Below are 12,648 nucleotides of genomic sequence, written 5' to 3'. Positions count from 1 at the left end.
AAACCTACTCTCTTATTTTTTAAAAATGAAATCGATATGGGGTTGTAAGCCTTTTAACCATATATCATAGCCTTTTTTGTTGAGATGCAGTTGGTCGTCTTCAAAAAAACTGCTTTTTACTTCCTTGTCTGAATCTAATAATGGTGTAAAAAGGTCCACATACTGAGTATTAGGACGAGTATTCGCTAAACGTTGAATTTGCGTATTTGCTGCCTCAATGGTTTTTCTAAAACGACTACGTGCAGGGCTGCATTTAATGCTAATTAGAGTAACAGGAATGCCGGCTAGGTGCTGATCGATTTTTTGTAGTAACTCAATGTAGAGTTCCACAACTTTATTTGCATCATTGGCATTACCTATGTCGTTATCACCGGCGTACAGCACCAGAGACCTTGGATTGTGTGGCAGCACTAAACGTTCGAAGTAGTACACGCAAGCTTCTAATGTTGCGGCCCCAAAGCCGAGGTTAATGGCATCGGGCTGATTAAAGTGTTCGGCTACATCACCCCACAAACGTATGCTTGATGAGCCGTAAAAGGCGACAGGGCGAGTTTGGTAATGGCGTCGAGTTTGCTGGTATTCCAGTTCACGTACATCGGATTCAAATTCAATATCTAATTGGTTTAAACTCAATACATTTGAGCGGTAACCGACTTTACGGCTGAAAGTAGGGTATTGACGAATTTCTCTGGCAAGAGCCATCGCTTCTTCAACATATCCAGCGTATTCCGCTTGGTATTCAACCAAAAATGCTTGTAGTGCTTGTGGGTCGTTAAGGTCTACACGATCTGAGAGCTTGAAAGCGGGCTTTATAATGGCACTGTAGATATTGTGGTCAGCACGCTTATCAAAGTTTGCCACGGCAATTGGAACGATCCAAGGCTCTTCCGCACCCATTGAGGCGGCAATATCAAACGCAAAAGGAAGAAAGCTACCAGGTGACTGGTGTGTGCTATAGCTTTGACCTTCGGGGGAGATCATGAGAGGGAAGTTGCTTTTTAGTGTTTCTTGAGACTGCTGAATGAACTCATCATACTCTTTGGTGCCTTGCTCTAGGGTATCCCAGCTAGGTACAAAGATATTGCCAAATTTTTGGTAAAAATTGTCACGCCAAAACTCACTGTTTTTACTGCGGCGCACCACCCGTTGCCCTGAAATACCATACTCATTGTCAATAATCATAGAACCAATGAACTGGGCATCCATTGAGAAGCGGAAACCGTTCGGAAGCTGGTTGGTTGGTGAGCCAAGCAGATGATTATAAATGAACACACTACCCGCTCGTTTAGGTAAGTTTTCCAGCCCTTTAATAACATAAGGTACCTGTTGGAAGGCCAGCTTAAACTGCTCCGTTCCTTGGCGTCGTGCATCAAGAGGCGGTGTTTCTAAAGGCAAGTTATTAATGTTGTCGTAAGCATTTTGTAGGTGACGGTAGAAAGCATTTTCTCGTTGTAAGTCTTTTAGGATGTCTAAGCACATACCCGAGATGGTTCTTTCAAGGGCGCTACCAAAATGTAGGCATTTATAGAGTATGCCGAAAGCCTCATCAGTGGTGATGGCACTTTTTAATAGCAGACTGACCTTATATAAAGGTGAGCTAACTGGCAGTAGAGCAGCGTTTTGGTCGATAACATTGTTAACCGCTAAAATTTCGTCTTTAGCGATTTGTGATAAGTAGCGCATTCTGGCGGCTAATAAGTGAGTACCAATAAGCCAAATGAGTCGGTGTTGATACTTCGCTGACAGTTTCGGATTGTCTGCAAAAATTTCCAGCAGATCAGCACGAGGAATAAAGAGTACGCTACTGTCTCTGGAAGAAATAATCGAAGTACGGTTCTTGCTGTCTTCTGAATGGGTGCACCAAGCTAAGATGGTGCCAGAACGGGATATGGAGCGGGTAGTGATTTGCTCGCCAGAATCGGTTTGGTAATTAACGACAACTTTACCCTTTATAAGGATATAGAGCCCGTTTGATAATTGGTCTTGTTGCGATAATAGATCGCCTCGGTGAGCAAGAATAATTTTAGAGGCTTTGGCAAAGCTGTGTATTTCCGCTTGGGTGAATGAGTCACAAAAGGGCGCGTAAGACAAAATAGACGACGCTTCTTTAATGGACACATCATAGAGCTGCGGCTCTGTTAAAGGCCGTGTTTCTTCAAAAGACATGGTCTCATTTGAGAAAAATGGGCGCGTTTGGTTCTGTATGTTGGTCAGTACCGGCAGAGATTCTTGATACACAAATTGTAAGAAGCGATTTGCAAACTCAAGGTTTTCATTGAGCAATTTTTGCAGAGCTAAGATTGGAAATGCCAAAAGTTTAGATGTTTTGGTGGCAATAAATGTGGTCGCATAGCGTGAAGGATGGCGAAAAGCTGACCAGCCAATTGGCGCTTGAGGCGTGTTAATAGTACCCACATTATAGGACTGAGAAGCTTCCCTAAGGGGTAATGAAATAGCAATTTCGCCGGACACTAGAAAGTATAAGTAGTGGCCAATTTGGAACTGTTCAGCAAGGACCTCCCCTGCTTTTAATGAGCGGGGTGAAGCCATTTCTTCAATAGCTTGAGTTAACTCTTCACTGCAGCCAGACATAAAAGGAAACGCGGCAATTTGTTTTGACAAACTCATGATAAAAAACCTCAATTCTGTGTGGCGTTAATTTGGTCGTTTGAGCGTAATGATATCGCCTAACGTAGCGTAATGGTTGCCTCCTAATCGGCCAAGCGAATCTAATTGCTTAGCGTCAATGTAGGTACGGCCATCATGTTGTTCGGTTATTTCGTCATCCACATGCATTGCCAAGACTTCTAAATAGAGGGCTTGAGTCGGTGCCTCTCCTAAGTCATGAACATCATAAAGACGACAATGCAAAGCCACTTTGGCCTGCTCGATTCTCGGTAAACTCTCAACAAATGGGGCCAATGATAAATCGGCTTCATTAAGCTCGGATTCGCCATAAGGCAAGTTAGCCGCACTTTGGTTAACTTGGGGGGCTAACTGGCTGCTAGGAATATGCAAAACACATTCCTTTTTGTTGAGTAAATTGTATTTGGTGTCTTTTGCTTGCTGATCGCTTTTATTGCCGATGGCAACCACCAACAGTGCTGGGTCAGATGACAACGCGGCGAAATAGGAGAAGGGTGCTAGGTTAAAGGAGTCTTGTTCGTTTTGAGTTAAGATCCAAGCAATGGGTCTAGGAGTAACGGTTTGCGTGATCAGGTGGTAGCGTTGGTTAGCGGATAGCTGATCAAACTGAAATTGCATAGCAACACCTCAAAAAATCATGATACTGGTTAAATTACTACAAGTGCCAGTTGATTGCGAATACTTGAGGCTAGTTGCGTGATTTTTCCTTTAAAAATAAAGGAGATGCTCGTGTTAGTTAATTTTCATAAAAACCATCAATAACACAGTTAAAAGCAATGACAACACGATCTTGCTTGCCAAAATAGGGTAGAGCAGAGTGCTTTAAATAAGAGGGAAATAGAATGATTTGTCCTTCTTGTGGTGTGAAGTCCCAAACCCCTTGGCCTCCTAGGTATGCGGTGCCAAGATCGGCAAAATGCTCAGCGTTATGGCGAGGGTCATAAAAGCGGTTAATGCCGCCAGCATTGGCGTCACCGGGTGCCAAATAATAAATACCGCACCAAGAGCAGTTCGGGTGAGAATGAACATCATGGTAGCCGCCAGTTTGGGTGACATGATACCAAGACTCAATAATTTCGGCACTGACTTGTATGTCGTCAGGCCAATAAGCTTGGTTAAGTTCGCACACTACCGCTTGTGTGGTTTCTTCAAGTTGCCGCTTGAGCTCCATCACGTTGGCGTCTTCTAGGTCCAAAAAGTCCAATGTGCTTTCGTGTAAGGCATGTTTGGCTGAAAGAGCGATCTGGCTGTCTATGGGGGCAGCTTGCTGGCTCTTTGCTTGGTAAACCTGTTCCAGTAGTGCGTCTTTAAGAAATTCATGATCGCCAAGTTGGGCAACGAAAAGAGGGGTGGTCCAAACGTTCATGCTTTCAATTGACGTCTCGTTCATAATCTTCTCTTGGATACAGGTGTGGGGTTAATGGAATTCTGTGGGTAGGTCTAGTTCGGTCATAACGGGCTTAAAACCACAAAACATCATGACTAGATTGCGCAAGCCCAATAAAGGGTCTGGCCCTTCTAGACCCTTGATGCTTTTATCAAGTAACGCTAGATAGCTTTGCATATAAGGCAAGGTGACTTGGTTATGTCGTGACATCGCGCTTTGATAAAAGGGTACGCGTTTGTCCCAAATTCTCTGGGCCTGACAAGCTTGCCGGAATGACATCTTTTCGCTGGCAGCCAATAAACTGGTTAAGGTTTGAGTTTCGCGATTGAGAAGCCAAAGAATGATGTTGGCCTCAATGCCTTCTGCGAGTAGCTGATCTAGACAATGTAGAGCGTGTTTGGCTTGACCCATTAAAATACGATCGCTTAAATCGTAGACAGAATAGCGACTGCTGTCTGACACTGCATCCATGACTTGCTCTACATCAATGTGAGTGCCTGTTCCAAAAGATAAAGCCAGCTTTTCTATTTCCTGTGCGAGGGCTAATAGGTTGCCTTCACCTCGTTCACAAATGAGCCCTGCAGCCTCGCTCGATAAACTAATTTGGTTTGCTTGAGCTCGGTTTTGTACCCACTGTGGCAAGCGTCTTCCCTCAATTGGCCATACTTGAGTGAATACACCTTGGGATTCAATTTGACTGAACCATTTGGCCTTTTGGGTTCGCGCATCCACTTTTGGCAAACTGAGCAAAATGATGTTGTCTTGAGTAAGGCTCTGGCCAAGTTGCGCGAGGGCTTTACTGTGCTTTTCGGACATCTTATCAATTTGGATATCAAACAAGCGCCGTTCAGAGAATAATGAAAGGCTTTGATTCTCATTAATAACGTCTTGCCAGTCGAATTGTGCGTCAGCGACAAAGCGCAGCCTTTCACTGACGCCTTGGGCAAGGCAAGCTTTACGTACTTGGTCGGCGGCTTCTTGGCATAACAACACCTCATCCCCTGAAATGATGTAAATCGGGGCCAGTGTCGTTAATTGTTGTGATAGCTGCTCTGCTTTTACTTTCATGGTTACAAAGGTGCGTAGCTTAAATCGCTCAGCAATTGTGTCGCTAAATCTTCATTCATGCGGTCTGTTTGTTGGGCGTTGTAAGCGGCCTTGGTGCTTTCTTCGGCATTTTGGTTGGCGAGTACTTGGGAGGTACTGACCGTTCTTGGACCATATAGTGCTTTGCCTGTTTCATTGCGAATAAAGTACACCAAGTTTAAGCGCCTTTCTATTTGCGTTATCTCGTTATCCGTGTTGCGTGCTAATACTGTGTCTTGAGTCGTAATGGCATTAACCTTTAATTCCCGCGTACTAGGTAGGGCATTGAGTTTGTCAACGATCGTTACATCGGCGCGTTTTAGGGCGATTCGCAGTTCTCTATCAAAGCTGGTTGAGCCACTTTGTGAGTCGAGGGTCAAGGTCTGTAGGTTGGCTGGCATATTAACTAAGCCACGTAAGTGGAATCCACAAGCACTAAGACCAAGCATCAGCATGAGTATAGTCGCAAAGCGAAAGGGAGCAAAAAACGCAGACATAAGAAAATCCTACTATCTAAAAGAAAAGGGTGGCAAAGCCACCCTTATGTGATGACCTTTTAGTTGGCCACAATGTTTACTAAGCGGCCAGGTACAACAATGACTTTGCGGACGGTTTTGTCGGCAATGAATTTTTGTACGTTAGGATGCGCTAACGCTTCCGCTTCAATCGTTTTGTTATCTGCACTAGCAGAAACGGTTAACTCAGCACGTTTCTTGCCTAGCACTTGTACCACAATGGTCAGCTCATCTTTAATCAGTGCGGCTTCATCCAGTACAGGCCAAGCTGTGTCGACTACATTGTCAGTATGACCAAGTTCACCCCAAAGCTGGTGAGCAATATGCGGCACAATAGGAGACAACAGCAGAACCGCCGCTTCAAGGGCTTCTTTTTCTACCGCTAGGCCTGCAGCAGAGGTGTCTTCGAACTTGCTGATTTCGTTGCACAGTTCCATGACCGCCGCGATGGCTGTGTTGAATGTCTGACGGCGTTCGATATCGTCCGTTACCTTTTGAATGGTCTCGTGGGTTTTACGACGAAGAGATTTTTGTGCTCCGTTAAGGTTGTCTACATTTAAAGGTGCTGCTTCGCCTGCATTCACATGACGGTGCGCCAAGGCCCATAGGCGGCGTAAGAAACGTGAAGCACCGTCAACACCCGCATCGTTCCACTCAAGGGATTGCTCTGGCGGTGCAGTAAACATGATGAACAGACGAACGGTATCCGCGCCGTAGCGTTCAATCATTTCTTGTGGATCAACCGTGTTGCCTTTGGATTTAGACATCTTAGTGCCATCTTTGTTAACCATACCTTGGGTTAACAAACGTTTGAATGGCTCGTCAGAGGTGACTAGGCCAGCATCACGCAATAGTTTGTGGAAGAAACGCGAGTAAAGTAAGTGCAGAATCGCGTGCTCAACACCGCCAATGTACTGGTCTACTGGAAGCCAATAGTTGGCTTCTTCTGTTAACATGCTGTCGGTAGCATCTGGGCAACAGTAACGAGCGAAATACCAAGAGGATTCCATGAAGGTGTCAAAGGTGTCGGTTTCACGCTCAGCCGCTTCACCATTAAATTCAATAGCCGAAAACTCGGGGTTGTTTTTGATCGGGGAGTTTACTCCGTCCATTACAACATCGGTTGGCAATTCAACAGGTAGTTGATCTGCAGGGACAGTGACGACTGAGCCATCTTGTAGGTTAATGGTTGGAATAGGGGTTCCCCAGTAACGCTGGCGGCTCACACCCCAGTCACGCAGGCGGTAGTTAACTTTGCGCTCGCCAATGCCTTTGTCAGTCATGAAAGTGGCAATGGCATCGAATGCTTTATCAAAATCCAAACCATCAAATTGTGCTGAGTTACACAGCACGCCTTTTGCTGTGAAAGCCTCTTTTTCTAGATTAATGGTCTCGTCGCCAGCGGGTTGTAATACTTGCTTAATTGGTAAGTTGTACTTGGTGGCAAACTCGTAATCGCGCTGGTCGTGAGCGGGTACTGACATCACAGCACCTGAGCCGTATTCCATTAATACAAAGTTAGCGGTGTAAACAGGAACACTTTCACCGGTGACCGGGTGAATGGCTTTAAAGCCCGTATCCATGCCTTTTTTCTCAACGGTAGCAAGATCTGCTTCGGTGGTTGAAGTCTGTTTGCTTTCTTCAATAAAGGCTGCAAGCTCGGTATTGTTTTGAGCCGCTTCTAAGGCAAGAGGGTGAGTAGCGGCAACGGCCACATAAGTAACGCCCATAAGTGTGTCTGGGCGCGTAGTGTAAACAGATAAACGTTCAGTTTTGCCTACCACTTCAAAGCTGAATTCAAGACCTTCTGAACGGCCAATCCAGTTTCGTTGCATGGCTTTCACGTGCTCAGGCCAGCCATCAAGCTGATCAAGGTCATTCAATAACTCTTCAGCATAATCCGTGATTTTGATGAACCACTGTGGAATTTCTTTGCGTACGACAGGTGCGCCAGAACGCCAGCCACAGCCATCAATAACTTGTTCGTTGGCCAATACAGTTTGATCTACAGGGTCCCAGTTAACGGCAGCGGTTTTCTTGTATGCTAGCCCTTTTTCGACAAGTTGAGTGAAGAACCATTGCTCCCACTTGTAATATTCTGGCTTACAAGTCGCGATTTCACGTTCCCAATCGTAAGCAAAGCCTAATTTCTTTAGCTGACCTTTCATGTAGGCGACATTTTCATCGGTCCATTTGGCTGGCGCAGTTTTGTTCTTGATAGCCGCATTTTCAGCAGGCATACCGAAGGCGTCCCAGCCCATAGGTTGAAGTACATTTTTACCCTGCATTCTTTGATAACGAGAAATGACATCGCCAATGGTGTAGTTACGAACGTGCCCCATGTGAAGGCGTCCACTTGGGTATGGGAACATTGAGAGGCAGTAGAATTTTTCTTTGTTGGTATCAGCAACGGCTTTAAAAACTTGGTTTTCATCCCAAAAAGATTGTGCAGACTGTTCTATTTGCTGCGGGTTATATTGTTCTTGCATGCTTTGTATTGGTCCCATAAGTGGCGTTGTGTTGGCCGATCTTGTTAAAATTTTTAACTCAAGCTGAGTTTAAAAGAAAATATACGCTATTTTATATAGATGCGGCCCTAATGAGAAGGTACTTGTTGGAGGAGTTATGAAAACAATGAAAAAAGTTTCATCTAAGCGGTCAACAGACAAAGATTTACTCGACGAGGCAAAGAAAACACTTGTCGGCGCTAAAGACTGGTTGTTAGAGGATGTGGCTCTAATGGGAGCGTATTGGCATGATAAAATGGGGTATATGGAAGCTTGGGTAGATGCCAACTGGCATCTGGTGTTAGAGGGAGGAGAAGAGTGGTTAGATGAATTAGATGACAAAGAAGATCAAGCTTTATTGTGGTTAATAAACCATGCTAACAACAACCCCGTGCCTTTAGAAAATTGTCATACGGTAGGAGAACTTGTAGAGCAGGGAGAGTATCATTGCCTTTCTTGTGGCTATGAGATGACTTTAAATGAACCGCAGGACTTGCCAGCCTGTGCTGTGTGCCACTTTGGTATTTTATCGAGTCATGACTTGGCCGACAATTCAGCGGCGTATTAAAAAGTTCAATTGACAAACAAGCAAGCAGAATAGCAGCAATACAAGGCTGACGTAATTGCCCCATTGCACGTAGGGTGTAAGGCCCGTGAAGGTTTTTACTTGGGCTGTCAGGCTTGTTTGCTTAAATTGAGGGGCTTGGGCATCAATTAGGCCTTGCTCGTTGATAATTGCCGTTAAGCCTGTGTTGGTGGCTCTTACGACATAACGCCCGGCTTCTTTAGCCCTAAATTGAGCTATTTGTAAATGTTGCCAAGGTCCAATGGAAGCTCCGAACCAGCCGTCATTACTAATGGTGATTAAAAAATCACTGTCTCGCACCATATTACGCACCTGTTCTGAATAGACGATCTCATAACAAATAAAAGGCGCGGCGGCCCACTCTCGTACTTGTAGAGCAGGCTGATTGTCATCACCTGGTACGAAACCAGAAATGGGCATGTTAAAAATGTCCAATAGAGGGCCAACCAAGGAAGCCAATGGGATGTATTCGCCGAAGGGTACTAGCCGCTGCTTATAATAGAGGCCAAAGCCATCTCCTGTCGCCCAAATGGCATTGAAGTATTGGCCTGTGGCTGGGTCTTGATCTGGTATGCCTGTGATTAAGGTGGTGTTGTGCTCGGCAAGCTCTTGGCTAAAGCTGGTTAGGTGAGGTTGTATTTGTGGGTACAGATAAGTAATGGCTGTTTCTGGCCAAACCACTAAATCGCTGTCTAAATGGGCAATGGTTTCTTGTTGATAGTAGGCTAAGGATGTGCGGGCTGTGTCTGCAAGCCATTTTTCATCTTGTTTTACATTGCCTTGAATTAAAGTGGCTTTTAGTTCCCCCGTTTGAGTTACCAACTCTTGGTGTTGGTAATTTAAGTATCCACTGGTAAGCCAAATGATAATAAGAATGCCTGTTAGTGGTTTTATAAAATGGCGACCCATTAAAAAATGAGCCATCACTGCTGCGCTTAGGGTGTAAACAATACTGACTAACCAGATACCGCCTATGGGTAATAACTCGAATAACCAGGTGTGTTGGGTGCCGTACCCTGCAAGGAGCCAAGGAAAACCGGTAAAGATATGACTGCGTGTATATTCAGCTAATAGTAAAGCGAGAGGCGCAAGTAGAGCTCTGGGTAGGCTCTTAACTTTGCCAGTCACTATGTGAGAAAGTGAACCAGCAACTCCCCAAAACAAGGCTAATAGACTAACAAAAGCGAATGTGATAATAGCTGCAAGCACAGAGCCTGTTTGGCCATATTCATCAATACTGATAAAGATCCATGACACACCTGCACCAAAGAATCCCAGCCCAATACAGAAGCTTCGCCAAAAAGCTTGTTTGGCGTGAGCGCTGGTTTCTAGTAGGACAAAAAAGGCCATTAGAGTAACCAGAAGAGCTGGCCAAAAGTGGAATGGAGCAAAGCTTAATACACCAAAGGCACCAAGTAAAAGTGTACATAGTAGCTGGATGGGTTTTGGAAGGTGCACGAACCCTTTGGCGAGTAAATTGACTCGCCCCAGCTTATGGTGAGGCGTTAAGTCGGGGGCGGAATGCATCTTTGTTAGCCTTCGGCTTGGAGCGGAGAGTGAGAAACTTGTATGGTTTTTACACGTCGTCCATCTGATTTGATGACCAAGAAGTGCAACCCTTCAAAGCTTATGGCTTCGTCACGTAATGGTACTCGGCCAAACTGTTGGACTAAGATGCCGCCAATGGTGTCGAACTCTTCTTCACTTAATGAGACTTTAAAAAATTCATTGAAATCTTCTACGCTACATAAAGCGGAAACAGAGTATATGCCAGGGTTCTCGGTGCTTTGAATGTCTTTGCTGTCTAAACGGTCTGTTTCATCTTCGATTTCACCAACGATCTGTTCCAGTACATCTTCAATGGTAACCAAGCCAGACACACTGCCATATTCGTCTAGTACTATTGCCATATGATAGCGTTTAGTGCGGAACTCGTTTAATAGGACGTTGAGGCGCTTGCTCTCTGGAATAAAGTTAGCAGGGCGCAGGCGGCTTAATAGGTCGTCAATAGTGAGGTCACCTTCTTTAAACAGTAAAGGCAGTAAATCTTTTGCTAAGAGCACCCCAAGGATTTCGTCAGAATCTTCCCCAACCACGGGAAAGCGCGAATGGGAAGATTCAATGACTTTTCGGATCGATGTTTTAGGGTCGTCTTCAGACTTAATTATCACCATCTGCGAAGGGGGAATCATGATGTCGCGAGCCTGGACCTCAGATACTTCTAGGGCACCTTGGGCGATTTTAGAGGCATCTTGATCAATTATTTCAGAGTCTACAGCTGTTTCAAGCAACTCGACTATGTCGTTACGACTTCGAGGTTCATCATTGAAGGCTTGTGTTAGGCGCTCGAACCAGGATTTTTGCTGATCGTTGGAGCTACTCGATCGGTCTTCACTCATTAGGTTTGGGACTCACTCTTTTATCGTATAGGGGTCTGGAATAGACAACTCAGCAAGTAGCTGGGTTTCAATGCCTTCCATTTCTTCTGCTTCATCTTCCTTTATATGATCATAACCACGTAAATGCAAGATGCCGTGAATGATCATATGGGCCCAATGATGCAGGAGGTTTTTTTGTTGAGCAATGGCTTCTTCTTCCACCACTTGTTTGCAAACGACTAAATCGCCTAGTAGTGGCAGTTCAATGCCTTCTGGGACTTCAAAAGGAAAGGACAAAACGTTGGTTGGTTTGTCTTTTCCTCGATATTGGTGATTTAGCTCATGGCTTTCTTCTACATCGACCAAACGAATGGTCACCTCATAAGAGGTATCACCGTCTGGGAGAGCCTGCTCAGCCCAGAGCTGAAAATCATCTAGGCTAGGAAGGCGCTCGGTATTCTCGCAAGCTATTTGTAAGTCAAGGTCTAAAAGGCTCACGCTTTGCTTTCCGCTTTCTCTGAGTTAAGGCGCGCCTGAATACGAGCTTTCTTTTCTTGCTCGGCTTCAATATCGAATTGGTCGTAAGCTTCAACAATCCGTTGTACTAATGGGTGACGAACCACATCAGCGGAACTAAAGTGTGTCATGCTGATGCCATTTACATTTTTTAGAACGTGCATGGCGTGAGCAAGGCCGGAAGAGGTGCCCCGTGGTAAGTCAATTTGGGTAGTGTCACCCGTAATGACTGCGGTGGAGCCAAACCCGATACGAGTTAGGAACATCTTCATCTGCTCACGAGTGGTGTTCTGGCTTTCGTCAAGAATTATGAAAGAGTTGTTGAGCGTGCGACCGCGCATGAAAGCAAGAGGGGCGATTTCAATCACGTTCTTTTCAATCAGTTTGTCGACTAATTCAAAGCCAAGCATTTCATACAATGCATCGTACAAAGGACGTAAGTAAGGGTCGATTTTTTGGGATAAATCCCCCGGCAAGAAGCCTAGTTTTTCTCCTGCTTCAACCGCAGGACGAACCAACATAATACGCTCAACGCGATCCGCTTCTAAGGCTTCTACAGCACAAGCCACGGCCAAATAAGTTTTGCCCGTACCAGCAGGGCCAATACCAAAGTTAATATCGTGTTTGCGAACTTGTTTTACATAGTTCTGCTGATTTTTGCCTTTAGGTTTAATAAAGGCTTTACGCGTTTTGATCACCAGCTGGTCGTGTTTGCCCTTATGGTTTTCTGTTAAGGACTCAATGGTGGACTCTTGTAAATACAGGTGAATGGTCTCAGGTGTAATGGCGGTGCCTGCTTGCGCTTCACGGTACAAGTTCTCCAACAAGATCTTGCTGGCTGCTACGTAATCAGTGCTTTCACCGCTAATGTCGAATAACTCGCCACGATATTGAATGTTTACCTCAAGTCTTTTTTCGATTAGTTTGAGGTTTTCGTCCAGTTGGCCGCATAAAGCCGCTAACGCATTTGCGTCAGCGGGAGAAAGGCGGATTTGTTGAGAAGTAATTGTCGTTTCCAAAAGTTACC

11 protein-coding genes are annotated in these 12,648 nt (G+C 45.1%); 1 reads left to right on the top strand and 10 read right to left on the bottom strand.

The window, feature by feature from the left end:
* Positions 1–12: 12 nt before the first annotated feature.
* The 6 genes from ACYVGZ_RS10415 to leuS form a co-directional block, all read right to left on the bottom strand.
* On the bottom strand, positions 13–2,628 hold the full coding sequence (locus tag ACYVGZ_RS10415; protein ID WP_460754983.1) for a cyclic nucleotide-binding domain-containing protein: 2,616 nt from the start codon (positions 2,626–2,628) through the stop codon (positions 13–15).
* A 27-nt stretch (positions 2,629–2,655) separates the two neighbouring features.
* Entirely contained in the window at positions 2,656–3,264 is a 609-nt protein-coding gene (locus tag ACYVGZ_RS10410; protein ID WP_460754981.1) for a flavin reductase family protein, read from the bottom strand.
* Positions 3,265–3,382: 118 nt separating this feature from the next.
* Entirely contained in the window at positions 3,383–4,036 is a 654-nt protein-coding gene (locus ACYVGZ_RS10405; RefSeq protein ID WP_460754978.1) for a TIGR02466 family protein, read from the bottom strand.
* A 27-nt stretch (positions 4,037–4,063) separates the two neighbouring features.
* Positions 4,064–5,101: a DNA polymerase III subunit delta gene (gene holA / locus ACYVGZ_RS10400; protein ID WP_460754976.1), complete on the bottom strand. Its 1,038-nt coding sequence runs from the start codon at positions 5,099–5,101 to the stop codon at positions 4,064–4,066.
* A gap of 2 nt (positions 5,102–5,103) precedes the next feature.
* Positions 5,104–5,616, bottom strand: coding sequence for an LPS-assembly lipoprotein LptE (locus tag ACYVGZ_RS10395; protein ID WP_460754973.1), 513 nt, complete (start codon positions 5,614–5,616; stop codon positions 5,104–5,106).
* 59 nt (positions 5,617–5,675) lie between these two features.
* A complete protein-coding gene (gene leuS / locus ACYVGZ_RS10390; RefSeq protein ID WP_460754970.1) occupies positions 5,676–8,123 on the bottom strand; it encodes a leucine--tRNA ligase in 2,448 nt (815 codons plus the stop codon).
* A 136-nt stretch (positions 8,124–8,259) separates the two neighbouring features.
* On the opposite strand from leuS, the gene ACYVGZ_RS10385 reads away from it, so the two are divergent.
* Positions 8,260–8,709 carry a zinc ribbon-containing protein gene (locus tag ACYVGZ_RS10385; RefSeq protein WP_460754967.1) on the top strand — a complete coding sequence of 150 codons (450 nt, stop codon included), beginning with the start codon at positions 8,260–8,262 and terminating at the stop codon, positions 8,707–8,709.
* On the opposite strand, the gene lnt is transcribed toward ACYVGZ_RS10385, so the two are convergent.
* From lnt to ACYVGZ_RS10365, 4 genes are read right to left on the bottom strand one after another with little or no spacing between them, the layout of a single operon-like run.
* Positions 8,695–10,254 carry an apolipoprotein N-acyltransferase gene (lnt, locus tag ACYVGZ_RS10380; protein ID WP_460754965.1) on the bottom strand — a complete coding sequence of 520 codons (1,560 nt, stop codon included), beginning with the start codon at positions 10,252–10,254 and terminating at the stop codon, positions 8,695–8,697. The two genes, ACYVGZ_RS10385 and lnt, sit on opposite strands and share 15 nt — an antisense overlap.
* Before the next feature lie 5 nt (positions 10,255–10,259).
* Positions 10,260–11,126 (bottom strand): HlyC/CorC family transporter, encoded by an 867-nt coding sequence (locus ACYVGZ_RS10375; RefSeq protein WP_460754962.1) that lies wholly within the window; start codon positions 11,124–11,126, stop codon positions 10,260–10,262.
* 12 nt (positions 11,127–11,138) lie between these two features.
* Positions 11,139–11,603 carry an rRNA maturation RNase YbeY gene (ybeY, locus tag ACYVGZ_RS10370; RefSeq protein ID WP_460754960.1) on the bottom strand — a complete coding sequence of 155 codons (465 nt, stop codon included), beginning with the start codon at positions 11,601–11,603 and terminating at the stop codon, positions 11,139–11,141.
* On the bottom strand, positions 11,600–12,640 hold the full coding sequence (locus ACYVGZ_RS10365; protein ID WP_460754957.1) for a PhoH family protein: 1,041 nt from the start codon (positions 12,638–12,640) through the stop codon (positions 11,600–11,602). Before ACYVGZ_RS10365 ends, ybeY begins: the two co-directional genes overlap by 4 nt.
* Between the last annotated feature and the right edge of the window lie 8 nt (positions 12,641–12,648).

The sequence above is a fragment of the Marinomonas epiphytica genome (assembly GCF_054780655.1).
This window is presented reverse-complemented; position numbering and strand designations above follow the sequence as displayed.

What these genes read in the sequence shown, in the direction of transcription:
- ACYVGZ_RS10415 (WP_460754983.1), bottom strand. Translation starts at nt 2,628, where the DNA reads ATGAGTTTGTCAAAACAAATTGCCGCGTTTCCTTTTATGTCTGGCTGC.
- ACYVGZ_RS10410 (WP_460754981.1), bottom strand. Translation starts at nt 3,264, where the DNA reads ATGCAATTTCAGTTTGATCAGCTATCCGCTAACCAACGCTACCACCTG.
- ACYVGZ_RS10405 (WP_460754978.1), bottom strand. Translation starts at nt 4,036, where the DNA reads ATGAACGAGACGTCAATTGAAAGCATGAACGTTTGGACCACCCCTCTT.
- holA (WP_460754976.1), bottom strand. Translation starts at nt 5,101, where the DNA reads ATGAAAGTAAAAGCAGAGCAGCTATCACAACAATTAACGACACTGGCC.
- ACYVGZ_RS10395 (WP_460754973.1), bottom strand. Translation starts at nt 5,616, where the DNA reads ATGTCTGCGTTTTTTGCTCCCTTTCGCTTTGCGACTATACTCATGCTG.
- leuS (WP_460754970.1), bottom strand. Translation starts at nt 8,123, where the DNA reads ATGCAAGAACAATATAACCCGCAGCAAATAGAACAGTCTGCACAATCT.
- ACYVGZ_RS10385 (WP_460754967.1), top strand. Translation starts at nt 8,260, where the DNA reads ATGAAAACAATGAAAAAAGTTTCATCTAAGCGGTCAACAGACAAAGAT.
- lnt (WP_460754965.1), bottom strand. Translation starts at nt 10,254, where the DNA reads ATGCATTCCGCCCCCGACTTAACGCCTCACCATAAGCTGGGGCGAGTC.
- ACYVGZ_RS10375 (WP_460754962.1), bottom strand. Translation starts at nt 11,126, where the DNA reads ATGAGTGAAGACCGATCGAGTAGCTCCAACGATCAGCAAAAATCCTGG.